Origin of the sequence: Pseudomonas sp. Q11 (assembly GCF_024494355.1) — a bacterium.
GTDB lineage: Bacteria > Pseudomonadota > Gammaproteobacteria > Pseudomonadales > Pseudomonadaceae > Aquipseudomonas > Aquipseudomonas hefeiensis.
Window position 1 is genome coordinate 1 of record NZ_JAKNQY010000033.1, and the last position, 25,075, is coordinate 25,075.

The window sequence follows — 25,075 nt, forward strand, 5'->3', positions numbered from 1 at the left end:
GGGCCATGGATGGCCCTTCGCGGCGGGCCCACGGAGCAATGCCTGCGTTCGGGCATGCCGAGCCTAGGCGAGGCACCGAGTGGTGGGGCAAGACCTTTTGGTTACTTTTGGGGCGTTTGCCAAAAGTGACCCGCCGTAAGGGCGGAACCATAACCCGCCGTTACCGCAGCAATGGATATGTACTCGGTCATAAGGTCAACAAACCTCACCCCCAACGCCGAGGCTCCCCAACCAACTGCCCCTGCACCCCAAACAACCCCATCTCACGAATCACCGCCAACTCCCCTTCCGTCTCAACCCGCTCAGCAATCAACGGCAGGTCAATACTGTGAGCAGCACGCTGGATCGCTTCAATGAACAGGCGCTTATCACTTTCCTGGTCAATCGCGCGGATATAGCTGCCATCGATCTTCAGATAAGCCAACCCCAACCGCGACAAGTTGCCGATCATGCTGAACCGCCCACCAAAACGCTGCAGGCTCAAGGAAAAACCAAGCTCGCGCAGTTGCCGGGTCAATTGTTCGAGCACGGCCTGCTCCGGCAACTGCTCTTCGCCTATTTCCAGGGTCAGGCGCGGCCCGAGGTTGGCGTGGGCCCGCAGGACCTCAAAGATTTTGTTCAGTGCCTGAGGATCAGCCAGGGTCGCGGAGGACAGGTTCAGCGCCAGGGCTTGTTCGTGCCCGGCCATTTGCTTGAGCACCTGTTCGAGCATCAAACGGTCCAGGCGCGCGGTCCAGCCAAAGCGCTCCAGCCACGGCAGGAAGCGCCCGGCGGGGATGGCCTGGCCCTGCTCGTCCAGCAGCCGCGACAGCACTTTGTAATGCAGCACCACTTGGGTGTCCTGGGCGGCCACCACCGGCTGGAAGTAAAGCTCGAAGCGCTGATGGCTCAAGGCCTGGTCGAGCAAAGTGTGCCAGGCATGGTGATCGTCACCGACGCTGGCCGAAGCGCTGTGGTCCAGGCAGGCCCAACCCGGTTCGCCCTGGCTTTCGGCCTGGGCAAGGGCCTGGTCGCCGAGCTGGAGCACAGCTTGCGGCGAGTCGCCATGGACGAAGGGTGCAAGTCCGATGGAAGCCACCGAAGCCACGTCAGTCGCCCCGGTGGCACTCAGGCTCGCCAGCGCGCTTTCGAGGTTCTGCGCCAGTTGCAGCGCTTCCTCGCGCACCAGTCCCGGCGCCAGTACGGCGAACTCCCCGCCGCGGATGCGCGTCACCAGGTTGTGGGTTTCAGGATAGCGGGCGCATTCACGCAGCAATTGTTCGCCCACAGCCTTGAGCAACTGGTCGGTGCGCTGCCCCCCCAGCCGCTGGTTCAACCCGGCCAGGTCCTTGACCCGCAGCAACAGCAGATAACCGGAACTGGCCTGCTCGGGGTTGCTCACCCGGGCGTGGAGCTGCATTTCGAAATACCGCCGGTTGGCCAGGCCCGTGAGGTTGTCCTGGTACGATTCGACCCGCAGTTTTTCGCTGCGCTCGGCCTGCTCCTGGAACAACGCCTTGAGCTTTTCGACCATCTGGTTCATCGCCTGCACCACGCGGCGCAGTTCCGGGGTACGCGGCAGCTCCGGCAGGCTCAGGAACTCGCGACGGGCGATGGCATGGGACTGGTGCACCATGTAATCCAGCGGCTTGAGCTGACGACGCAGCAGCAAAGCCCCCAGCACCGCGCTCACCGCGCCGCACAGCAGCAACCAGCCCAGGCTGCCCAATGCGCTCTGCCACAGCTTGGCGAGGGCGAACATCGGGTGGCTGACCACCTCGACCCGCGCCGCCTGCTCCCAGCCACGGCTGACAATCGCATCGCCACCGGCCGGCTCCAGGCCGATGAGGTTGATGAACCATTGCGGCACGCTGCCGGCGTCGGGTGTGCCGGTGCGCTCGACGAGGGTTTTGTCGGTGGCGACATCGACCACCCGAATGGTCGCGTAATAACCGCTGTCGAAGATCGAACTGACCATCAGCTCCACCATCGCCGGGTCGTCGATGTTCGGCGTCAGGGACAGCGCCAGCGCCGTTGCCGCGTCCTGGGCGTGGGAGCGCAACTGGTTGACGTACTGGGCCCGCGAGCTTTCCAGGCTGACCATGAAGCTGCCGCTGAAGGCAACCACCAGGAACAGACAGATAGCGATCAACAGCTGTTTGAACAAGGACATCTGAGCGCGCGCTCCTAGTTAGTCGTCTCGACCGGAAAACCTTCGGCCTGCATTTTTTTCAACACATCCTGCCACCGGGACAGGCGCTTGGTGTCACCCACTTTCTTGTTGCCCTTGGCGCCCGGCAGCCACAGCCCCTCGGCATTGAAAGAGTAGACCGGCAACAGATCGGTTCGCTGGCTGGCCGGCTGGATGCCGTCGATCAGGCTGTCGAGTACCAGCGGCATGGCGTCGGGGGTCGCGTAGTAGGTGAGCACCATGTGCGCACGGTTCTGCCGCAAAGCCTTGACGTAGGTGATGCGCAGCTTGTCACTGGACACCCCGAGACGACGCAGGCTGAAATACTTGGCAATGGCATAGTCCTCGCAATCCCCGGCGCCTTTCCACAGGGCCTGGATCGGGGTCTCCCAGTAATCGACCTGACGCCACAGGTCGATGTCTTCGACGTAGCGCACCCGTTTGTTGAAAAACAGGTTCACCACCTTGAGCTGCTCAAGCTCCGGCGTCTGCTTCTGGGTCGCCAACAATTGCTGCCAGGCATCGATCCGTTGCTGCCCTTCGCCCAACGGCCCATATAACGCTTGCGCCCGTCGGCTGATCTGCGCAAAGTCCCAGTCGGCCCGCAGGCCGCCCAGCATGAGGCCGGCCAGCAACAATGCCGAACACAGCCAGCGCAAGGACCTGGTAACAGGGAAAGGTGCAGCCAAGGGAAATACGTCCAAAAAGAGCCGTTGGAAATGCGTTGGATGGTGAAGCCTGGCCGGGTAAAAGACAATGGCAAGGTGCGATCACCGCAAGCAGACTAAACTTTAGTTCAGGAACCAAGGCCGCGAGATTTTGACGGCTTGGCAATCTGTAACTAACGTTGGCTTGGATCCAATTTTTGTTACTACCAGTCAGGGTGCGTTGTCGTGACACAGAAGCCCAAACCGCTAAGCACTATCCAGGTCAACGGACCCATTCCCGCTGCCCAGGCACGCGCAATCATCGAAGAGTCCCTGCGCGAGGCCATTCTCGACGGGCGCTTGCCCTGCGGCACCGCCCTGCGCCAGCAGGAACTGGCGGACCTGTTCGGCGTCAGCCGCATGCCAGTACGCGAGGCACTGCGCCAGCTTGAAGCACAATCACTGCTCAACGTGGTTCAGCACAAAGGCGCCGTGGTAGCCCCGTTGATCACCAACAATGCGATCGAGACCTACGCCCTGCGTTCGGTCCTTGAATCTTTCGCATTGCGCCTGTCCATTCCCCTCCTCGATGCCGAGGACCTGGCCCTGACCGGCCATTACATCGAGCAACTGGAAGCCCAAACCGACCACGCTGAAATCGGCCGGCTCAACCGGCTGTTTCACATGTCGCTTTATCACAAGGCGCCCAACAGCAAACTGCTTGACCTGATTGAGCGCGAGCTCAATGAGGAGGAACGCTTCTTGCGCTTTCATCTGTCGTCCATGGGCTTGGGCAAACTGACCCAGGACGATCATCGTGCGCTGCTTGAAGCCGCTGCGGCCCAGGACATCGACAGAGCGGTTGCCCTGCTGGAGCTGCATCTGGAAAAAGCCTGCGTCACCATCCGCCGCTATCTGGAACAACAAGCAAGCCGTTGACCTGACACCCGCGCCCTGAGGGGCGCATCACTTTCTTACACATCCCTCCTACACGGTTTCTCGCCCGCCCGACGAGGCCGCAGCGTTGCCTCGCCCTGTCGCCCCATCAGTTCAATGGCACTGCCATCGATTTGGGCTCACTCTTGCGTTTGTCGATTAAAAAACAGACCTGAAGAAGTCAGCGCCTGGCCGCAGCCAGACGAATCGAAGCCAATACGCAAGGAGCACCGTCCAACCGGCGGGATGATCGGAAGTCCGACCGATGTCCCCCCCATAAAATAAAAACTCCTTATTTCCCAGTCCCCCGAAGTGCTCCGAGTGAGGCATTCACTCAACTTCTTCGATTCTGATACTTTTCAATCGGAAGGAGCGGCTTCGCCTGAATAAAACTTATATTGAAAGTTTTAACACCCCTCTTCGCGCCCAATAAAAACCCCTCTTTAAATAATTAAAAAATCACTTGCCGCTTACTTGTTTCGTGTATTAGTTTTTTATCCGTCGAGTCGTTATCGACCGCTTACGTTTATGGCCAAGGCCTGAAAAACCTTGCTCACATGCCATAAATGCGTAGTTAAGACGAGCACTTCAATACTTTCGAAACTTATGGACTCCGGTTCAGGCGCCCGCTCGCTTTTATTAAAGCCCGGGTATCTTTTCCGAATAAACATCATTGATGAGGACGTTCCGATGCTGCCAACCAAAGAACAACTATCTCTGAAAAAACACGCCCTTGGCCAACACCCGGTTTTTTCCGAAATAACATCAATCGATCTGTTACGCCGCTTTATGCAAAGCCATGTCTTTGCCGTGTGGGATTTCATGTCACTGACCAAACGGCTGCAACGGGAGCTGACCTGTGTCCACCTGCCCTGGTTGCCGCCAGCCGACCCACACGCTGCACGCTTGATCAACGAAATCGTCCTGGGCGAGGAATCGGATGATCGCCCCGGAGCCGGCTATTGCAGCCACTTCGAACTGTATCTGGACGCCATGCGGGAGGTTGGCGCCGATACCCGCGCCATTGAGCAGTTCATCACCCTGCAACAGGAAGGCGTCAGCCCCGAGACGGCGCTGGAGAGCGTCGAAGTGGAGCCGGCGGCGGCCCGGTTCGTCCGCCAGACGCTGCAAACGGCGCTGCATGCACCGGCCCACAGCGTGGCCGCCGCCTTCGTGCATGGTCGCGAGAGCGTCATCCCGCAGATGTTCCAGCGCATGCTGGACGCCTGGGGCATCGGCCTGGATCAGGCGCCGACGTTTCGTTACTACCTGCAGCGGCACATCGAAGTCGATTCCGAAGACCACGGCCCGGCAGCGGAAAAACTCTTGGCCCGGCTGATCGATGGCGACCCGCAACGCGAAACCGAGGTGTTGGCCGCCGCACTCGCCGCCGTCCAAAGCCGCACCGCGCTGTGGGACGGGTTACGCCAGAGCATGGTCCAACCGCTTGCGCAGGTGGCGCCATGAACGCCGTCGAATACCAATCCTTCGCCGACGCCTGGGAAAGCCGCGCCACCATCCGCACCCGGCCACGGCGCCGGGTCGAAGACGACAACAAGTTGATCTTCCCCATGAGCCGTCAACCCCTGGTGCACAGCCAGACCTTCCTCAGCCACTGCCCGCAACTGCGCGATTTTGTGCTGGTACAGAGCCTCTACAAGTTCATCAACGATGTGGTGATCTTCGAGACTGAGCTGGTGGACCACACCGCCCGGCGCATCGCCAAGAACAGCTTCGGCATCGAGTTCCCGTTCGCCTGTCGCTACGACGCAATGACGGTGGTGGTGGACGAGGATTATCACGCACTGGTGGCGATGGACTTCATGCAGCAGACCATCGACATGACTGGCATCGCGCCGATCCCCTTGCCCGATCAGATCGAGCTCAGCCGCGCCATACCGGCGACGCTGGCCCAGGCGCCGGAGCATCTGCGCAGCGCCGTGGAGCTGATCTGCATCGCCATTGCCGAGAACACCGTGACCAACGAGGTGGCGGCATTCGCCCGGGATGACTCGGTCAAGGCTTCGATCAAGGGCCTGATGGCCGACCACTTGCTGGACGAGGGTCGGCACTCCGGTTTCTGGACGCGACTGGTACAAATCTACTGGCGCAGCGCGCCCGAAGCCGACCGCGATGCGATTGCGCGATTGATGCCCGGCTTCATCAGCCAGTACCTGGCGAGCGACCTGCAACAGGCGTTCGATTTCCAGCTGATCGCACACCTGCCCGTCGACGAATCGGTGCGCCAGTCAATGCGTGAAGAGGCCAGTGCGCTGGCGTATCCCATCAATCGTTTTCACCCGTTGGTGGGCAATATCACGCGCTTTTTTCGCAGCAGCTCGATGCTGGCGTCCCCCTGCGTGCGCGACGCCCTGGCCGACTATCTGACCCCATGAGGATCCACCCATGAGACGCCTCGAAATTGCAGTGTCTGGCACAAGCCAGGCCATGATCGACCTGGCCCGGGAGCTCGAACTGCACGGCCACGGTGTGGTGGACCGGCAATCGCCGGCCAGCCACGGCGCGGTCGACCTGTTGATCGACGACGGTACGACATCGCGGGCCATTGAAGCCCGCTCATGCCTCCAGGTGCGCGTGGCGCTGCGCACGCTACCCGGCGAGGTATTGCCACAACCGGTGGTGATATTCCGCGACAGTGCGCAGCGGTTGTTGCGCCAGGAAGTGATCGCGCCGCAACGCGATGGCAATGGTCAGTCCTTGCGCCAGCGTACGCTGGCGACACTGGTCGAGACCGGCGCACGGCTGGTCAGCCAGTTATCCCGGGATGACACCTGCTTCGATCACTGGCCGACCGTGCAGGCTGACGCTGTCGACCAACCGCTGCTCGGACTCGATGCGCTGGAGCCGCTGGCGTTCGAGCACCGCCTCAATCGGCCGCCGGTGCCCTGGCTGCTGGCCGCCGCCGAGGTGCCGGTGATGCACAGCATCGAACAGCGCATGCTCGACGACGCGACGCAACCGGCCCTGTGGGTCGACGGACAACTCATCGACTACCAATCCTTGCGCCGCCTGGCGCTGAGGTTGCAACAGCCGATGCTGCAAATGCTGAAGAGCGCCGGACCTGGATGGGAATCTGGGAAAGGACCTGTAAAGGAATCTGTGGGAGCAAGGCTTGCCCGCGATGAAGACACCGATGCTCTCAAGCAAACCGCATCATCGTTCATCGAGGGCAAGCCTTCCTCCCACAGGCCTTCCTCCCACAAGGTGATCGGTGTGTGCCTGCCCAAGTCCGCGCACCTGTACGCGGCGATCCTGGCGGTGCTGGGTTGCGGGGCGGTGTACCTGCCGCTGGACCCGCAGCATCCGACACAACGTCGACGCTTCATCCTGGAAAATGCCCAGGCGGACCTGCTGCTGCACGACGGCGACAGCGACCTGGACGACCTGTCGCTGCCAACGCTGAATGTCCATCGGCTGCCTTCGCCCACGCCAGGCATCCCGGCCTCGTTGATCCGCCGCACGGTGGACAGCGACGAACCGGCCGTGGCGATCTACACCTCCGGCACCACCGGCCAGCCCAAAGGCGTGTTGCTCAGTCATCGCAACCTCAGCCATTTCTGCGCCTGGTATAGCGACTACGTCCGATTGCAACGTGACAGCCGGGCGTTGCAGTTCTCTACCATCAACTTTGACGCGTCGCTGCTGGATATCCTGCCGACCTTCATCCAGGGCGCGACGCTGGTGGTGCCCAGCGAAGACCAGCGTCGCGATCCGCAGCAACTGGTGGCGTTGATTAAGCAACAGCGCGCCACTCACGCTTTCCTGCCGCCCGCCCTGCTGAGCGTGATGCCGCTGGATGCACCGTTGGGGCTGGCGCACCTGATTACCGGCGGCGATGTCTGTGAGCCGTTCGTGATCGAACAGCTCGCACCACAGTGCCGTTTCCACAACATCTACGGCCCGACCGAAACCACGGTGCTGGCTACCACTCGGCAATTCGCTGTCGGTGACAACAACCGCAACCTCGGCGTGCCCATCGCCAATGGTCGGGTGCTGATTCTGGATGAACAACTGCAACCGGTGCCCCAAGGCACACCGGGCGAGCTGTACATCGCCGGGCCTGGGGTCGGCCTCGGTTACCTGAACGACCCGGTGCTGACCGCGAGCCGCTACCTCAACCTGACGCTGCCCGGCGGGCCAACACTGCGGGTTTATCGCACTGGCGATATCGCCCAATGGACCGACAACGGCATCGAACTGGGTGGCCGGCGCGATAACCAGGTGAAGATCCGTGGCTTTCGGGTCGAACCCGAGGAAATCGAGCATTGCCTGCGCGACAGCCAGTTGTTTCGCCAAGTAGCGGTGGGGGTCGATGAGCGGCGGCGGATCCTGGCGTTTCTGGTTCACCCCCGGGAAGAGCAAACCGGCGCCGCCCTCCAGGCTTTGCGCGAGCACGTACAAAACGCGCTGCCCAGCTACATGCACCCGGTGGCCTACGTGCAATTGCCCAGCCTGCCCTACACCAGCAACGGTAAGGTCGATCGCCGGGCCCTGCTCGCCACGGCGGTGCAAGTGCAGGTCGGTACCCAGCGACGCCAACCGCAGAACGTTCTGGAAACGCAGTTGCGGCAACTGTGGGCCGAGTTGCTGGAGCTGCCGGTCGACGACATCGCCACCGATGAGAGTTTTTTCAATCTCGGTGGCCATTCGATCCTGTTGTCGCAACTGCTGCTGGGGATTCGCGAGGCCTTCGGGCGCAGCCTGTCGATCAATCGTTTCATCGAAGCGCCCACGCTGATGACCCTGGCCAAGTTGCTCGACGATCCTGAGCAAACCAGCGCATCGACCCTCAGCCCCCAGGCCTTGATCGATGCCGAAGCGCAACTCAATCTCGAGCCGCTGCCTGTCAGCCAGTGCGGTGATGTGCACAAGGTGGTGGTGACCGGCGCCAACAGTTTTCTCGGGGTACACATTGTCGAAGCCTTGCTGGCCTGGGGTGCCACAGAAGTTGCGTGCCTGGTGCGCGAGTCCGGTGGACAAAGCGCGGCCGAACGTTTCGCCCAGGCCTTGCGGGACAATCGCCTGAACCACCTGGACCTGAGCCGCGTCAGTGTCTACGCCGCCGACATCACCCAACCGCAATTGGGCTTGCCAGACGATGTCTATGCCCGCATCGACCGCACCTTCGGCGCATTGGTCCACAACGCCGCCCACGTCAATCATGTGCTCGACTACGAGTCTTTGGCGCGCGACAACGTGGAGCCGATCTTCGAATGCCTGCGCCTGTGTGAAGGGCGCAGCAAGAAGATCTTCAACTTCGTCTCCACGTTGTCGGCGTCCAGTGCCCTGGATGCCGACGGCCAGGTCCTGGAGCAGCCCGCCGCCAAGACGCCACCGATCTACATCAAGAACGGCTACAACCTGTCCAAATGGGTCGGAGAGCGGATCCTGCAGCGCGCTCGGGATCGCGGGGTGTGGGTCAATCTGTTTCGCCCCGGCAACATCAGTTTCAACAGCCTGACCGGGGTCTGCCAGCCCCACAAAAACCGGCTGATGCTGATGCTAAAGGGCTCGATCCAGCTTGGTCAGGTGCCGGAACTGTCGCTCAATTTCGACCTGATGCCGGTGGACTTCCTGGCGCGTTTCATCGCCTTCCACGCCAGTCGCTATCAGCCGATGCAGGCGGTGTTCAACCTGCACAACCCCGAGCCTTTGAGCTGGGACGCTTATGTGGCGTCGTTTCGTGACAGTGGCCGGGAGTTCTCGCTGGTCAGCATTGCTGACTGGCAACGGCAACTGGGCCGGGTCGATGCCGACAATGCGCTGTTCGGCGTACTGGGTTTCTACCTCAACGGCTTCGAGGAAGACATCGGCGACATCTCGTTGATCAACCACGCCAATGCCCGGGCCGGCGTACGGCAGATGGGTGCCCGCTACCCGGAAAAGTCCCCGGCCCTGCTGCGTCGCGGCGCCGATTACCTCAAGGCCATCGATTTCATCTGAAGCACCCTCAACGGTAAAAAAGGAGCAAGACCATGAATGCATTTCAACCCGACACCTTGATCAAGAACCCCCACGCCTGCCACGTCGAAACGTCAGTGGAAGTCCCCGCCGACGCGGCGAACGTCTGGGCTGTGGTGGGCAATTTTGCGGGGTTCGATCAATTCATCCCGGCACTTGATCACATCGAAATGACCGGTGAGGGCGTGAGGTCCCTGCGCAAAAAGTTTTTCCGCGACGGGAAAAATCTGGTGGTGGAACAACTCAACAGCCGTGATGACCAGGCCATGCACATGACCTGGACGCTGATCTACAACACCCTGGGCATCGACAACCTGTGGGCGGCAATGCGCGTCGAGCCCCTGGCGGATAACCGCTGCCGCGCCACCTGGACCATCATCGCCGACCACACCGATGCACATACCCCGTCCGGCTTCCGGGATTTCCTGCAAGGGTTTGCCGATGAGGCTATGGGGAATGTGCAAGTGATCTTCAAGTAAACACCACTCCCTTGTGGGAGCGAGCCTGCTCGCGATAGCGATGGGTCAGCTTGCATCACTGCCGGCTGTGCCACCGTCATCGCGGGTAAGACTTGCTCCCACAATTTTCCGAGTCGTTCGCAGATCCCCATCCACCACAAATCCCCTGTGGGAGCGGGCTTGCTCGCGAAGACGGCAGCACGGTTGGCGGTGATGTCGGCTGAGGTCAGATCTTGAAGCTGTCCACCAACTGCTTCAGGCGATTGGCCTGTTGCGACAAGGCATCGCAATCCCTCAGGGTTTCATTGAGGTTGGCGACGCTTTGCTGGTTCAGCAGGTTGATGTGGCTGACGTCCATGTTGAGGGTTTCCACCACGGCGGTCTGTTCTTCGGTAGCCGCGGCCACCGACTGGTTCATGCCGTCGATTTCGCCGATGCGCTGCGTCACGCTGACCAGCCGCAGGCCGGCCTGGTTGGCCACTTCCACGCTTTCTTCGCTGGAAAGCTGGCTGGCGTTCATCGTGGTCACCGCTTCACGGGAGCCGACCTGGAGCGAGGTGATCATCTTGTGGATTTCTTCCGCCGACTCCTGGGTGCGGTGCGCCAGGTTGCGCACTTCATCGGCCACCACCGCAAACCCGCGCCCGGCTTCACCGGCACGGGCCGCTTCGATGGCGGCGTTCAGCGCCAGCAGGTTGGTTTGCTGAGAGATGCCTTTGATCACGTCCAGGATATGCCCGATGTTGTCGGTGCTGGCGTTCAGGGTTTCGATCTGGGTGCACGAGAGACTGATCTTTTGCGACAGCTCGGTCATCGCCTGAATGGTTTTTTCCACCACCTGGCGTCCGTCATCGGCCTGCTCGCTGGCGCCGCTGGCCTGTTGCGAGGCGTCGGCGGCATTGCGGGCGATTTCCTGGGTCGCGGCGCCCAGCTGGTTGATGGCCGCTGCCACGCTGTTGGTGCGGGCGCTTTGTTCGTCGGAGCCGATGAGCGAGGCATTGGACGAAGTCATCACCCGCTGCGACAGGTCATGCACCTGTCGAGTGGCGGAAGACACTTCCGAGATCGACGCGTGAATCCGTTCCACGAACTGGTTGAATGAACTCCCCAGCTCACCGAACTCATCCTTGCCCTGTACCACCAGACGCCGGGTCAGGTCGCCTTCACCTTGGGCGATGTCCTGCATGGCGCGCCCCATGGTGGTCAAAGGACGCATCAACACCTGGATCAACAGGCTCAGCAACAACGCAATGGCCGCCACCGCCACAAACATCGCAATCAGCGCCGATGTGCGGAAATGGCTCAGGGGTGCGTAGGCTTTGTCCTTGTCGATCGACAGACCGATGTACCACTGGGCATTCGGCAGGCCCGTGACCGGAGTAAACGAAAGAATACGATCCTGCCCATTGAACTCAACTTCCTGGATGCCTTTCTCGATGCGCACCGGCGTACCGGGATAGATATCCTTGAGGTTCTTCATCACCTGGTCCTTGTCCGGGCTGACGATGACCTGCCCGTCGCCGCTGACCAGAAACCCATGGCCGATGCCGCCGAAATCTACCGAGTTGATGATTTTCACCAGGGTTTCCAGGCTCAGATCGCCGCCCACCACACCGAGCAGTTCACCGTTGTGCTTCACCGGCAGGGCGATGGTCACCACCAGGCCACCGACCGCTGCCATGTAGGGCGGGGTCAGCATGGTTTGATCGGCGGTGACCGCCTGTTTGTACCAGGGACGCTGACGCGGGTCGTAGCCGTCGGGCATTTTGGCGTCAGGGCGCTGGGTGAAGACGCCGTTGGCCTGGCCCACGTAAGTGAACTGGAAATTCGACGTCAACGCCGGCTGATCCACCAGCCCCGGCAGATCGGCACCCGCGCCCTGGTGCGCAATATTCTGCGCCAGGTTTTCCAGCACCAGCACCCGGCCGCTCATCCAGTTCTGGACACTGCTGGCCGTCAGGTCGCCAGACTGTTGGATGGAGGATTCGAGACTGCTGCCAATGGTGTTTCGTTGCAGATAATCGTTGTAGAGCGTGAACAGGGCAAAAGCCAGAACGACCACACCAGAGGCGGCCAGCAGGATTTTATGGCTGAACTTCAGATTCATCGACAGGCTTCTTATGCAGGGAGTGGGGTGCATTCCGGTTGCAGCATTCATGTCACAGCGCGGGCGGACTTTTGGTCTGCTCCACTTTGGTGCACGCATACAACGCTGTCGGCAAAAGTTAAAAAAATATTAGCCCTTTGAACAAATGGACGACGGAAGGACACAGTGTGTCGAACGGTGGTTGCAAATTCACTGACCGCTGATGACAATGCGACCTATTATCATTTGTGATATCCAGGCCTTCGCGTTCATGTCATCTCCCGAGTTTGCAGTACAGGCGCTCTACAGCAACCATCACGGCTGGCTTCACACTTGGCTGCGCAGCCGCTTGGGCAATGCTGCCGACGCAGCGGACCTGGCCCAGGACACCTTCGTGCGCCTGCTACAACGCACCGAACGCCTGGAGCTCAAGTCGCCCCGCGCCTTTCTACGCACCATCGCCCAAGGCCTGGTGATCGATCATTGGCGCCGGGAAGAAATCGAACGCGCCTACCTCGAAACCATCGCCCACCTGCCGCCAGCCCAAGCCCCCGAGGCCGAAGCCCAGGCCTTGATCCTGGAGTTGCTGGAAGCCATCGCCAGAATGCTGGAAGGCCTGAAGCCGAAAGTGCGCAGGGCATTTCTGCTGGCCCAGTGCGAAGGCCTGCCGTACAAGCAGATTGCCGAACAGATGGGCATTTCCTTGCGCTCGGTGGAGCGTTACGTCGCCGATGCGCTGTATCACTGCTATGTGTTGCGTTATGAAAGCTGAGCCTGTGGATAACGTGTTGAATCGGCGCAGCGGCCCGTCACAACAGGTGGTCAGGCAAGCGATCAACTGGGTGCTGCGCCTGCGCAACCATGCTGCCAATCCGGCCTTGCGCCAACAATGCGAGGTCTGGCGCGCCGCCCATCACGAACACGAACTGGCCTGGCAGCGGGTGCAATCGCTGCACAGTGAATTGACCTCGAACCTGAGGGCGGTCCCCGGCACCCACGTCGCTCTCGACACCCTGGAAAATAGCGCCCAGCGACTCGGCCGGCGTCAGGCCTTGAAACTGTTGTCGGGGGTGGCGCTGCTAGGCTCCGCCGCCTGGCTGGGCAAGGATCTGGACTGGCAGCCGTGGAACACGGATTTCACCACTGCCACCGGTGAACACCGAGGCTTCCAGTTGCCGGACGGTACGCGACTAGAACTGAACACTGACAGCGCGGCCGACCTGGACTACACGACCGAGCATCGCCTGATCAGCCTGACGCGGGGTGAGATCATGCTCACCTGCGGTCACGATCCGGAGCGGGCGCTGTTAGTGCGTAGCCGACATGGCCTGTTCGAAGGGTTGGACGGGCGCTTCGTGGTGCGACAGGACGATGCCTGCACACGCCTGAGCGTCACCCGTGGCAGGGTCGCGATCCGTTCGCACCGAGGTGCCGATGGTGCCGCGCTACAGGTGAGCGCCGGGCAGAGTTATCTGCTCAGCTCATCGACAGCGACCCTGGTGCCGCCTCTGGATATGGACGTCGGCGCCTGGGCGGATGGGTTGATCGTCACGCGCAACATGCGCCTGGAGGACTTCCTCAACGAGGTGGGACGTTATCGCCAGGGCTATCTGAAATGCGCCGCGTCGATTGCAGACCTGCGTTTGTCAGGCGTTTTCCGCCTGGAAGACACCGACAAGTTGCTGGCTGTGCTGCCGCGCACGCTCCCCGTGCAATTACACTATCGAACCCGCTGGTGGGTCACGGTGCAAGAATCGGTCTGATTTTTTTGGCGGGTTTTGCGCGCAAGTCCGGCTAGGACAGTAAGCAACGCTTATCTGCCCTTAGCGACTCCAACGGAAACCCACAATGACTGAGCGCGTAAACCTCAAGCCCCCCTTTGGCTGCTCCACGCAAACAGGCCTGTTGCGCCATGCCATCCGCGCGGCACTGTTCTGCACGGTGTTGGGTGCGGGCGCCGTACCGATGTTCGCCGTCGCGGCGCAAGACGGTGTCACCACCGCGCGCCAGAGCTACAACATTGCCGCCGGCCCACTGAGCGACGTGCTGAACCAGTTCGCCCGCCAGGCGGGTATCACCCTGGCAAGCACCCCGCAGCAAACAAGCGGGGTCCAGTCCCCGGGACTGCACGGCGAGTATTCGGCGGACCAGGCGCTGAGCCACCTGCTCAGCGGTTCGGGCCTGACCGCCGTCAGCCAGGATGGCAGCAGCTATGTGCTGCAAACCGAGGCTTCGGGCGGCACTTTGGCGCTGCCGACCACCGACATCAAGGGGTTTGCCCTGGGTAACGCCTTGGGCAGCATGGAGGGCTACAACGCCACCCACAGCCAGATCGCCACCAAGACCAGTACCGCCCTGCGGGAAACCTCGCAAAGCGTTTCCGTGGTGACCCGCGAGCAAATGGACGACCAAGGCGCGCAAACCGTGTCCCAGACCATGCGCTACACCCCAGGCGTGTTGACCAACCCCTACGGCGCGACGCATCGCTACGACTACGTGGCGATGCGCGGCTTCAACGATGGCTCGGTGGACAACATTTACCTCGACGGCCTCAAGTCCATGGGCGACAGCGGCACCTACAGCTCCATGCAAGTCGATCCGTACTTCCTGGAGCGGGTCGACATTCTCAAAGGCCCGTCCTCGGTGCTCTATGGTCGCAGCTCCCCCGGTGGCCTGGTGGCGCTCACCAGCAAAAAGCCGCTGTACGAGGCCTATCACCAGATCCAGGCCACGGTCGGCACCCAAGGCCAACGCGGCACGGGCTTCGACTTCACAGGACCGGTGGATGATGACAAACGCATCGCCTATCGCCTGGTGGGCCTGGCGGATACGTCCGACACGCAGTTCGACCACAACAAGGAAAAGCGCTTTGCCCTCGCCCCCACGCTGAGCATCGACTTTACCGAAGACACATCGCTGACACTTCAGGCCTATCTGCAGCACGACCCCGACGGTGGTTATCACGGCGGCATGCCGGCCGACGGCACCTTGCATCAGCACAACGGCAAGCGTATCTCGGAAAACTTCTTCGAAGGCGAGCCGGGCGTCGATGGTTATGAGCGTGATCAGCAGTCGTTCGGCTACCAGTTCGAACACCGCTTCAACGATGTCTTCACCGCCCGCCAGAACTTCCGTTACCTGGACTCCCAGGTCACCAATGATCAGGTCTACGCCTACGGCTGGACCACGCCGACCAGCAACGAGTTGAACCGCTACTACACCGGTGCCGAAGAAAAACTGCATTCGTTCATCGTCGACAACATGCTGCAGGCTGAATTCTTCACTGGGGCGACTAAGCACACCGTGCTAATGGGCGCTGACTATCAGCGGCGCAAAACCGTGGTGGACTGGACCAGCGGCAGCCTGGCCCCGATCAACGCCTTCGATCCGGTTTATGGCAACTCGGCCATCACCTACTTCAGCCCCACCAGCTACCTGCGGCGCCTGGAGCAGACCGGCGTCTACCTGCAAGACCTGATCGAGATGGATAAATGGCGTTTCTCCCTGGGCCTGCGTCAGGACTGGGTGCAAACCTCGGATGAAAACCGCATCGCTGAGTTCGGCCGCCCGGAAGGCACCGAGATCAACGACAAGCGCAGCAAGCTCACTGGCCGCGCCGGCGCGCTGTACCTGTTTGACAACGGCCTGGCGCCATACATCAGCTACTCCGAGTCGTTCAACCCCAACTCCTACGCCGACAGCGCCGGCAACCCGCTGCCGCCGACCGATGGCAAGCAATGGGAGCTGGGCCTGAAGTATCAGCCGCCGGGCACGGATGATCTGTACACCGCCTCGCTGTTTCGCATCGACCAAGAGAACCTGGCGACCAAACTGCCCCAGGAAAACTTCTACCGCGCCGTCGGTGCCGTTCGCTCCCAAGGCCTGGAACTGGAAGCGCACCTGCAACTGACCGAGCAGCTCAAAGTGCTGGGCAGCTACACCTTCACCGATATCGAGTATTCGAAATCGATGATCAGCACGTTGAGCACCGCCACCGACATCATCGAAAACAAGGGCAACTCACCGACCCAGGCCCCACGCCACATGGCTTCGGTGTGGGCGGACTACAAGTTCGACAGCGGCGCGCTCGATGGCCTGCGACTGGGCGGTGGCGTACGTTATGTCGGCTACAGCTGGGCCGATGCGGAAAACACCATGAAGGTGCCGTCCTATACGTTGTTCGATGCGTCGGTGGGGTATGACCTGGGCAAGGTCGGCTTGAAAGGCGTGGACGTGCGCCTGAACGCAAACAACCTGACCAACGAAACCTACGTCGCCTCCTGCGCCAGCCTGAGCTATTGCTACCTGGGCGAAGAACGCAACGTGGCGGCGACGGTGAGTTACCAGTTCTGACCCGCTCTCTGTGGTAACTCATTCTCTGTGGCGAGGGAGCTTGCTCCCGCTGGGCTCTGTAGGAGCTGGCGAAGCCTGCGATCTTTTGATCTTGATCTTTCGCTCTGGACTCAATTGGCTGTGGAAAGATCGCAGCCTCGTTGCACTCGTCAGCTCCTACACAGCTTCTGCAGGCCCGGCGGGAGCCTTCTCCCGCACCGCACCCTCTTCCCGCACAAACCGGTTCGCCCGCCCAAACGTGCCGAAATCATTGAACCGCACGCCCATCTCGCGCATCACTTTGTGGGCCACCGGCACCGTCATCTGGCGGATGTAGAACGGCTCCTTGACCACGAAATGATGGATCCCGTGGCTGCTGCCGAAGTTGAAGCAGAACGCCTGCAACGGCCACAGCCACCACGGGTTGAGCACCTGGGTTTGCTGGATGACATTGCCCGGCTCAATGTCGCCGTAGTAATGCATGTTCGAGCTGATGAAATGCAGGCAAAAGGTGCGCAGCACGTTCGGGCCGATGATCACCACCGCTGCGATATCGATCACATGCATCACTGCCAGCGTGGTCGCCGACCAATCAATCGACGTACCAAGCAGATAGGCGACAGCGTTGGCCCCATGGAAACCGAGAAACACGTACCACGCGCCCCAGTGCAACAGCGCCAGCGGGAAATACACCTTCAGCGTGCGCTTGAGGATGCTGCGCTTGTGCGCCCAGGTCTTTGCCCGCAGCAGGCGGATGAACGCCGACATCACGTTGTCGCCCACCATCAGCAGCCGCGCCAGCCCCCAGGGCTCGCCGTTGGTGATGGCCCGCTCTTCCATGTCAGCCTCGCTGCCGGACACCTTGTGATGATTGAGGTGCAAGTGGCGGCGGATCCACGGGTTGATGGTGCTGGGCCGCGCCAGCCACACCAGGCCCATCATCAGGTTGTGAGGTACGCGTTGCTTGCGAAAATACATGCTGTGGATCAGGTCGTGTTCCAGCTCGTGGGTCAGGGACGCGAAAAAAGCGTTGAGCAGCAGGCACGCCCAGCCGGCCAGGTGACCGTTGATGTAGAGCAGCCCCGAGCCGACCATCCCGGCCAGAGCAAACGCCAGGATGCCCGCGCCCAACGCATCCTGGTGGCGCAGGATCGGGTAGCGCTGGCGCAACTCCTCGCCCCGGGCCAGGACCACCTGGCGAATATGGGCCGATCGCTGTTGTGCATTCAATCGCTCGGGGCTTGCGCAAGTGCCGTGCATGGCTTACATCCTCTTCTATCGATGTGCTCATCCTGCCGGGCGATGCCCCCTAGGGTGGTAGCCGTAAACGCCAACCTGTTGACCGCAAGCGCCAATCGCCATGACTGAACCCACCTCCCTCGCCAGTTGGACCCGCGCCCTGCGCAAACAGCTTGATGCGTTGGGCCTGGACAGCCATGCCCTGTGTCTGGAGGCCGGGCTCGATCCGCAATGGATGGACGACCCGAATGCCCGTTATCCGCTCTCGGCCACCACGCGCCTGTGGGAGTTGGCCGTGCAGGCCAGCGGCGATCCGGCGATCGGCCTGCGGGTTTCGCGCTTCGTCAGTCCCACCACGTTCCACGCGTTGGGTTACGCCCTGGTGGCCAGCGGCAGCTTGCGAGAAGTGTTTGAGCGGATCGTGCGTTATCACCCGGTGGTCAGCGATGCGTTGACACTGCACTTGAGCCGCTGCGAAGACCGTTACCGCTTCACGCTCGACGTGCCCCAGGGCCGGGCGACGCCGGCCTTTGAAGCCATCGATGCATTCGCTGCGATTTACGTGCGCACGTGTCGCAACCGACTGGGCCGCGATTACGCACCGCTGGCGGTGTACTTGCGGCGCCCGGAACCGACGGACCCCGGCCCCTGGCATAAAGTGTTTCGTTCGCCTGTGTATTTCGGCGCCGGGCAAGATTGCCTGGAATTCAACCTCGCCGATTTCGACAGCCACCTGGACGACGCCAACCCGGAGCTGGCCGAACACAACGAGACGGTACTCAAGCGTACTCTCGCCCAGCTCCAGCCGCTGACCTGGGAGCGCAAGGTGCGGGCCGCTATCGAAGCCCAACTGCCCGAAGGCGAACCCAGCGCCGAGCGCATCGCCCAGGCCATGCACCTGAGCCTGCGCAGCCTGCAACGGCATTTGGCCGATGAAGGCTGCCGCTTCGACGCGCTGCTTAACGAATGTCGGGAAAACCTGGCGCTGCTGCACCTGCGCGATCCGCAGTGCTCACTGAGTGAAGTCGGTTATCTGCTGGGCTTTGCCGATGCCAGCAGCTTCAGCCGGGCGTTCAAGCGCTGGACCGGAATGACGCCTGGGCAGTTTCGTGAGGGTTTGCGCTAGGGGTTTGCGTTGCCTGGGCCGGCCCTATCGCGAGCAGGCTCGCTCCCACATTTGATCTGTGGTGCACACAAACCTTGTGGGAGCGGGCTTGCTCGCGAAGACGGCAGCACAGTCAACATCACAGCCAACAGACCCACCGCTTTCGCGAGCAAGCCCGCTCCCACAGATGCTGGGCCGGACTCAGATTGTGGTCAGGGCCCGCAACCGCTCGATATCCAAGATTTCAATCTCACCGTAAGCCAGTCGCACAATGCCCTGGCCCTGCAAGTCCTTGAGGATCTGGTTGGTGGTCTGGCGCGACAGTGAGAGCATGAGCGCCAGTTGCTCCTGGGGCAGTTGCAAGACCCGCCGCGCCGGTTCGATTTCGCCGTAGCCTTCGGCGATCATCAGCAGGCGATGGGCAACACGTATCGGGGCGGGCATCAGGCTCAGGTGTTCGAGATTAATGAAGGTCAGGCGCAGTTTGTGGCTCATCAGCCGCGCGATATCTCGCCAATAGACCGGATGCTCTTGCAGAAACGCCATCAACGGCGCCTGAGGCAAGTGCAGCAAGGTGCACTGGCCAACGCCCACCGCGTCATGGGTGCGCGGCTGGCCATCGAACAGACAGATTTCACCAAACCAGTGGGGCGCCTCCACCACGCTGAGCAGCGCTTCCTTGCCCTGTTCGTTCACTGCGCCAATCCGTACCGCGCCTTCCAATACGGCGTACATCCCGCAGGGCGGGTCACCGCGCTGGAACAGCCGATGCCCCGGCACCAGGCGGCGCACCCGCGCCATGCCCAACAGACTATTCTGTAACTCAGCGGGCAAGTGGCTGTACCAGTGACCGGCCAACAGGTGCGAGTGCCAGGGATGCGTATTCATGGAAACTCCGGGACAAGTGTCGGCTAACTGACAGAACGCCTCATGGAACCCGGGCATCATGCAGGCATCACCTCAGGAGGAACAACAATGAAAAGCCTCGTTGATCATCTCAGTCAATACGCCGCCTACCACCGCGACCCACGCAACATCGCCACGCACTTCATCGGCATTCCGCTGATTTTCGTCGCCGTTGCCGTGCTGCTGTCACGGCCGGGTTGGCCGGCGGGCGCACTGCTAGTGTCGCCGGCGCTGCTGGTAGCGGTAGCCAGTGCCTGGTTTTATCTGCGCCTGGAACTGCGACTGGGCGTGCTGATGACGGTACTGCTGGCCCTGGCGCTATGGCTGGGCCAGGTGCTCGCCGCGCAAAGCACCTTGGTATGGCTGGGCAGTGGCTTGGGAATGTTTGTGCTGGGCTGGGTGATCCAGTTCGTCGGTCACTATTACGAAGGCCGCAAACCGGCGTTCGTCGATGACCTCACCGGGCTGATTGTCGGGCCGCTGTTCGTGGTGGTGGAGGCGGGCTTCCTGCTGGGGCTTCGCGGCGAACTGAAGCGGGCCATCGAGGAACGCGTCGGCCCCGTAGCCTTGCGCAACCAGCGCTCGGCCGTCTGAATCTGTGGAAGCAAGGCTTGCCCGCGATGGCATCGCCTCGGTCTATCAGTTACACCGAGGTGTTTGCATCGCGGGCAAGCCTTGCTCCCACAAGCTCGCTCCCACAGGAGTTGGACCATTACCGCTCAAACCTTACAGCGCACCGAACTCGACCCGAATCGTCAGCGCGCCGGTGTTATCTTTCAAGCCAGACCCGTGCTGCCCGGTCAGGTCATCGTTGATGCACAGTTGCAGTTCCCCTTGCTGATCGCCCGGAACCTGCCCCAGATCACCCACCAGAAACGGCTTGCCACCATTGCCCACGCGACCTATCAAGGCGCCTTCGGCGGCACCGGGCAAGGCATAGCTGCTGTAGTCGATGTGCCTCGAACCGCCATTTCCATCGACATTGCCGCCCTGCGGACTGGCACACCATCGCCCGCTGACGTAGCGAACCAGGCGCGGTACCAGGCCGTTGACCTGCACGCCGGTGCCCTGCCACGCGATGTTGGATTGGACCTGCATCGTCACCGCCCGCAAGTCATTCGCCAGCGTGTCCCCGGCCTGGAACGACAGCGCCGCGATGGTCAGGCTCGGGTTCGAGGTCCCGGTGCTGGGGAAGACGCCATCGCCCACCAGGAACAGGTTCTGGTGATCCCAACTGCGTTGGTATTTGTCGACCACCGATTTGTTCGGATCATCACCCATGCGATAGGTCCCCATCAGGTGCCCGGCGCCCTGGAAGCTGTAAGGCACCCCTTGGTAGGTGAACAACCCGGGCGGAAGGGGTTTGGTCAGCTCCACCGCGCCGAGCAAGTCCTCGATGATGTGAGTTGCCAACAACTTCGCCTGCCGGAATCCCTCCTTGGTGTAATCGGACAGGTCATAGTGAATTTCCGGCCGGGGAATGCCGAGCCGGTCCTTGTACTCGGTGGACGGCACGATGTAGCAATTGGCGTGATCAGGATCGTCCTCGACCTGCTCCACCAGAAATCCGATCCGGAACTGGCGGATGAATATGTCGTTGAGCTTCTGGACCAGCGCTGTCCCGTACAGCACTTGCTGGGGTTCTTTGGCCGGCGGCAACGGATTGGCACCACCGTCGTTACTGCCATCGATGAAGTCAGCCACGGTTTTGTATGGGTCGGTGGCCGGCCAGTTCCAGCCCTCGTTGCCAATTTCGATACGCCACGCCGCGCGTTGCTTGCGAAAGTCTCCGTCACGCAAGCTCTCGATACCCGCCGTGGACACAGGGCCACGGTACGGAAATACCGCCTTGCCTTCCGGCATCAGCCCCCAGGCCAGGTAGATCGGGTGGTCGGCGAGGCTGCGCCCCACCTGCCCGCTGCTGTTGGCTACGCCTTTGGGCCAGGCTGAGCTGACGGAATTGAGCAACAGCTTGGGCGTTTCGATGGCATGGGCGGCGATCACATAACGCTGCCCGACGGCCACGCCAGTGCCAGTGGCCGGGCCGTCACCCAACTGATACTGGATGAACTCCACACCATTGATGTTTTTGTCCGCCCCCACAGTCACCTTGCTGGCCACGGTTTTGTACAGTATCCGGACCTTGCCGGTGGCCAGTGCCTTGTTCATCGTCACGGTGGCATCGTACTTGGCCTGGATCGGACAGATCGGTGTGCAGTTGGTATTGCCGGCGCACACCCGGCGCCCGGCGTAAGGTTGGGAATTGCGCCCGGCCGGCGTCGGGCTGACGACCAGCGGCAAACCGTCAAAAGACTGCCCCGTCACGGCCGTGACAAAACTGCCGTCGACCAGGGACAGCGGGATGCTGTGCATCGGAAACTCATAGCCTTCGGGAAACGTCATGCCCAGATACGCCTGGTCGGCGACATTGGCCGACACGCCGATTTCCGCCTCCGCCCGGCAATAGGCACTTTGCAGATCGTCGTAGCTGATCGGCCAGTCGACCCCAACACCATATTTTGACTTCAAGCGAAAATCGTTCGGCACCATGCGCAGGCATGTCCCGACCCAATGCCAGGTCGTCCCGCCACCCACGCGCTCATAGGTACTGGTGAAGGGGAGCGGACCTTTCTGCACCAAATAGCTGACCTGAGGCTTATCCCAGCCAAGGATCAGATCGGCAATGGTCGCCCGTGGGGCGTTCTGTTCGGCCGGATTACGCGGGGTGTCCAGGCTCGTCACGGGTGGGTAAGGCGATTCCGGGGTTTTAAGCGTTGCTGTGTAGAACCGCTCCAGGTATTGCGTGCGGTTGGCCGGGATCTCGGGGCCGGACTCAAGCACCAGCACATCCACCCCGGCCATGCCCAATTGGTAAGCAATGATGCTGCCGGCCAGTCCTGCGCCAACGATGACCACCTCGGCTTGTTCGGTACTCATGACAAGGCTCCTTGCTGTCCGTTGGCAGGTACGCCGGTCAAGTCCTCAAGGCTCGATGGCTCAGCGTTCCAATAACCGAAGAAAGATTCGCTGTAGCCCATCGGATGAGCCTGGGCGATTTTCCAGGCCCAGCTGTAGATGTAGGCCTGGTCTGAGACCACCGTCGACTCACCCACTTTGAAATTCCCGGCGTCATACGGTTGGTACCAGACGCCCAGCAACCACAACTTCATGATCGACCGCGCGGCCAGCACGGTTTGCGGGATCACCGGTTGTGGCCCGGTGCCCACCAGCACCTTCTGCGCGATCAGGTCCGGGTGTAGCTTTTGCGCTGCCTGCGCGGTGTATTGGGCCAGCAACGCATTGAGCACCTCAGGGGTAATGCGCGGGGTCACGTAGTCGAGAAATATCGGCGGTAAACCGACCGGGTCAATCTGCGGCGCCAACCGGTTCACGGGAATGCCGGTCAGGGCCGATGAAAGACCCACGAATTTGTCCAGATCACTGCTCATGGCTGACTCCTTGTCGCGCCGGTGGACTGTGCGCGTTCGAGCAAATAGGTGAAATCCGCGAAGCTGGTGCGCGGCGATTCGGTGACATGGGTGGCCGCATTGCCATGGCACGCCATGCAACTGGACGACGCCTGGGGCACGGTGCCTTGGATGTAGGTTTCCAGCGTGGCGTTGGCCAGGAACGAGGGCGCGGGATTGCCCAACGGATTGGCGGCCGATACCTGGCAGGTGTCGGGTGGATCTGACGGCCACTGGGTGCTGATCAGTTGGTAGTTGGCCCAGACACTCTGCGGATTGACTGTACGCAACAGGGCTTGATAGGTGGCGTTCAGGGTTTTGGTGGCCTCGGTCAGCGGTATCTCACGCACGATCTGCGAGGGTGTCGCCTTGACCGCCGGATTCCATGGCCGGGGCGGCGGCTGGTTGATGTCGCTTTGGCTGGCAGCGTTGTAGAACAGATAAGGTCCCACCCGCTGGGCCGGGGGCGTGGTCTTTTCGGGTACGTTTTTTACATGTTCAAAGGTCGACCAGACCCACTGCGCGGCGCTGTCGGTCTTGTGAACCATGTGCAGTCCCACCAGGCCCACCGGTTCGGACTTGCATGACTCCCCGACAATGGGTCCTTTGCTCGGGTCGCTGTTTCCCGGTGTATAAACCAGCGCATCGACGGTGTGGAAATCCTGCGGGCGATCATGGGTGCCCAGCACTTTCCACGACGCTTTCACCATCACCGCGCCGACGTCCTTTGTCTTGGCCGAGCCGCAGCTGAAAGCCACGGTGTTGGTCGGGTTTGCAGCAAAAAACTTCTGCTGGCCTTCGATGCTGTACAGGCCATTGTCGACAATTGAATCGAACATCGATCGGTTGACCACGATTTCGTTGCGCGTATAGGCACCGTTCTGATCCACCAGCGGGCCGCTCTCGAAAGGCTGGATAAACTCATCCAGCACATCGGGCACCTTACCCATCTGCTGCAACAGGCGGCCGGGCTTGAGCGACTTGCACGCTTCGGGAAGCGTCGCCGGTGCGTCCCAGGCCAACGGCGCCTGCCCCTTGGCCCGGAAGATCTGGTAGCTCTCTTTCCAGCTTTCCCACACCGTCGCCCCATCCTGCTTGCCAATGGGGGTGCCGGTATTGGGATGGCCGTTGTCCAGCGCCGGCCAGTTCAGGGCAATGAAGGTCTGCCATGACAGGTCATCGAAATCGCGCTGAAGGCTGACCAGAGTGGGATGTTCCTCGGTAACCGTGACATCGAAGGGTATCTGCGGTGACAACGAGGGGGTGGCGCTGACGGATGGGCTCAATAAAACGCTTAGCAAGGCACAGCCAAACGGGCCATGCCGACTGACTTCCATTCTCATGCTTTATCTCCTTGGCATCAGGGCGCCAGGAGATAACACCGGTCCGTCATGGACTCTCACAGCCTCCTGGCAAGTCAGAGTCTAGGTAGGGTTTGGTTCAAGGACAGGTGCAAAAGTAGAACCGATCGAAGCAAACACAAGCGCTGTTATTCAGAATGGGACCGGGTCGTGACTGGAGACGCTATCGCGAGCAGGCTCGCTCCCACAGGGGACTGGGGCTGGGCCGCAGATGTTGTGGCCGACACCGATCCACTTGTGGGAGCGGGCTTGCTCGCGAAAGCGGCGGGTCAGATTGCATCGAGGGTGAATGTGTCTACGCCTTCGCGAGCAAGCCCGCTCCCACAGTTTTTGGGGGTTGCCCACAGACTTGTGGTCAACCCCATTCCACTGTGGGAGCGAGCCTG

18 protein-coding genes and 1 pseudogene are annotated in these 25,075 nt (G+C 61.3%); 10 read left to right on the forward strand and 9 right to left on the reverse strand.

Translation table 11 applies throughout. The features are described 5' to 3' along the window. Positions 1–205: 205 nt before the first annotated feature. Both lapD and lapG read right to left on the reverse strand, forming a co-directional pair. A complete protein-coding gene (gene lapD, locus MA884_RS25035; RefSeq protein WP_256233028.1) occupies positions 206–2,152 on the reverse strand; it encodes a cyclic di-GMP receptor LapD in 1,947 nt (648 codons plus the stop codon). A gap of 14 nt (positions 2,153–2,166) precedes the next feature. Continuing rightward, a complete protein-coding gene (gene lapG / locus MA884_RS25040; RefSeq protein WP_371134822.1) occupies positions 2,167–2,790 on the reverse strand; it encodes a cysteine protease LapG in 624 nt (207 codons plus the stop codon). 273 nt (positions 2,791–3,063) lie between these two features. Here lapG and MA884_RS25045 point away from each other — a divergent pair, with 273 nt between their 5' ends. The 5 genes from MA884_RS25045 to MA884_RS25065 all read left to right on the forward strand — a co-directional run bounded on the left by MA884_RS25045 (position 3,064) and on the right by MA884_RS25065 (position 10,214). After that, a complete protein-coding gene (locus MA884_RS25045; RefSeq protein WP_256233030.1) occupies positions 3,064–3,756 on the forward strand; it encodes a GntR family transcriptional regulator in 693 nt (230 codons plus the stop codon). A 687-nt stretch (positions 3,757–4,443) separates the two neighbouring features. Then, a complete protein-coding gene (locus tag MA884_RS25050) occupies positions 4,444–5,220 on the forward strand; it encodes a DUF3050 domain-containing protein (protein WP_256233031.1) in 777 nt (258 codons plus the stop codon). Beyond that, positions 5,217–6,149 carry a diiron oxygenase gene (locus MA884_RS25055; protein WP_256233032.1) on the forward strand — a complete coding sequence of 311 codons (933 nt, stop codon included), beginning with the start codon at positions 5,217–5,219 and terminating at the stop codon, positions 6,147–6,149. The genes MA884_RS25050 and MA884_RS25055 overlap by 4 nt, the downstream gene beginning before the upstream one ends. 10 nt (positions 6,150–6,159) lie before the next feature. Beyond that, positions 6,160–9,717: a non-ribosomal peptide synthetase gene (locus MA884_RS25060; RefSeq protein WP_256233033.1), complete on the forward strand. Its 3,558-nt coding sequence runs from the start codon at positions 6,160–6,162 to the stop codon at positions 9,715–9,717. Positions 9,718–9,749: 32 nt separating this feature from the next. After that, positions 9,750–10,214: an SRPBCC family protein gene (locus tag MA884_RS25065; RefSeq protein ID WP_256233034.1), complete on the forward strand. Its 465-nt coding sequence runs from the start codon at positions 9,750–9,752 to the stop codon at positions 10,212–10,214. A gap of 205 nt (positions 10,215–10,419) precedes the next feature. Here MA884_RS25065 and MA884_RS28120 read toward each other — a convergent pair whose 3' ends face one another. Both MA884_RS28120 and MA884_RS28125 read right to left on the reverse strand, forming a co-directional pair. Continuing rightward, on the reverse strand, positions 10,420–11,205 hold the full coding sequence (locus MA884_RS28120; RefSeq protein WP_371134823.1) for a methyl-accepting chemotaxis protein: 786 nt from the start codon (positions 11,203–11,205) through the stop codon (positions 10,420–10,422). A gap of 117 nt (positions 11,206–11,322) precedes the next feature. Continuing rightward, a pseudogene (locus MA884_RS28125) lies at positions 11,323–12,399 on the reverse strand (cache domain-containing protein); the annotation flags it as partial. Between the two features lie 151 nt (positions 12,400–12,550). On the opposite strand from MA884_RS28125, the gene MA884_RS25075 reads away from it, so the two are divergent. From MA884_RS25075 to MA884_RS25085, 3 genes are all read left to right on the forward strand, one after another. Continuing rightward, entirely contained in the window at positions 12,551–13,051 is a 501-nt protein-coding gene (locus MA884_RS25075; RefSeq protein WP_256233036.1) for a sigma-70 family RNA polymerase sigma factor, read from the forward strand. After that, positions 13,041–14,042: a FecR domain-containing protein gene (locus MA884_RS25080; protein WP_256233037.1), complete on the forward strand. Its 1,002-nt coding sequence runs from the start codon at positions 13,041–13,043 to the stop codon at positions 14,040–14,042. Before MA884_RS25075 ends, MA884_RS25080 begins: the two co-directional genes overlap by 11 nt. Before the next feature lie 85 nt (positions 14,043–14,127). Continuing rightward, positions 14,128–16,632 (forward strand): TonB-dependent siderophore receptor, encoded by a 2,505-nt coding sequence (locus tag MA884_RS25085; protein WP_256233038.1) that lies wholly within the window; start codon positions 14,128–14,130, stop codon positions 16,630–16,632. 156 nt (positions 16,633–16,788) lie between these two features. Here the strand turns inward: MA884_RS25085 and MA884_RS25090 are convergent, their stop codons facing one another. Further along, positions 16,789–17,871: a fatty acid desaturase gene (locus MA884_RS25090; protein ID WP_256233039.1), complete on the reverse strand. Its 1,083-nt coding sequence runs from the start codon at positions 17,869–17,871 to the stop codon at positions 16,789–16,791. A gap of 100 nt (positions 17,872–17,971) precedes the next feature. Between MA884_RS25090 and MA884_RS25095 the strand changes: the two genes are divergently transcribed. Beyond that, positions 17,972–18,976, forward strand: a complete 1,005-nt coding sequence (locus MA884_RS25095) for an AraC family transcriptional regulator (protein ID WP_256233040.1) — start codon at positions 17,972–17,974, stop codon at positions 18,974–18,976. Positions 18,977–19,156: 180 nt separating this feature from the next. Here MA884_RS25095 and MA884_RS25100 read toward each other — a convergent pair whose 3' ends face one another. Beyond that, positions 19,157–19,843, reverse strand: a complete 687-nt coding sequence (locus MA884_RS25100) for a Crp/Fnr family transcriptional regulator (protein WP_256233041.1) — start codon at positions 19,841–19,843, stop codon at positions 19,157–19,159. 87 nt (positions 19,844–19,930) lie between these two features. Between MA884_RS25100 and MA884_RS25105 the strand changes: the two genes are divergently transcribed. Beyond that, positions 19,931–20,455, forward strand: coding sequence for a DUF962 domain-containing protein (locus tag MA884_RS25105; RefSeq protein ID WP_256233042.1), 525 nt, complete (start codon positions 19,931–19,933; stop codon positions 20,453–20,455). 132 nt (positions 20,456–20,587) lie between these two features. On the opposite strand, the gene MA884_RS25110 is transcribed toward MA884_RS25105, so the two are convergent. Genes MA884_RS25110 through MA884_RS25120 form a run of 3 tightly spaced genes read right to left on the reverse strand, consistent with a single transcriptional unit; the run spans position 20,588 to position 24,671 of the window. Then, positions 20,588–22,798, reverse strand: coding sequence for a GMC family oxidoreductase (locus MA884_RS25110; RefSeq protein WP_256233043.1), 2,211 nt, complete (start codon positions 22,796–22,798; stop codon positions 20,588–20,590). Next, a complete protein-coding gene (locus tag MA884_RS25115) occupies positions 22,795–23,310 on the reverse strand; it encodes a sorbitol dehydrogenase (protein ID WP_256233044.1) in 516 nt (171 codons plus the stop codon). Before MA884_RS25115 ends, MA884_RS25110 begins: the two co-directional genes overlap by 4 nt. Then, positions 23,307–24,671 carry a cytochrome C gene (locus MA884_RS25120; RefSeq protein WP_256233045.1) on the reverse strand — a complete coding sequence of 455 codons (1,365 nt, stop codon included), beginning with the start codon at positions 24,669–24,671 and terminating at the stop codon, positions 23,307–23,309. Before MA884_RS25120 ends, MA884_RS25115 begins: the two co-directional genes overlap by 4 nt. Positions 24,672–25,075 lie beyond the last annotated feature (404 nt).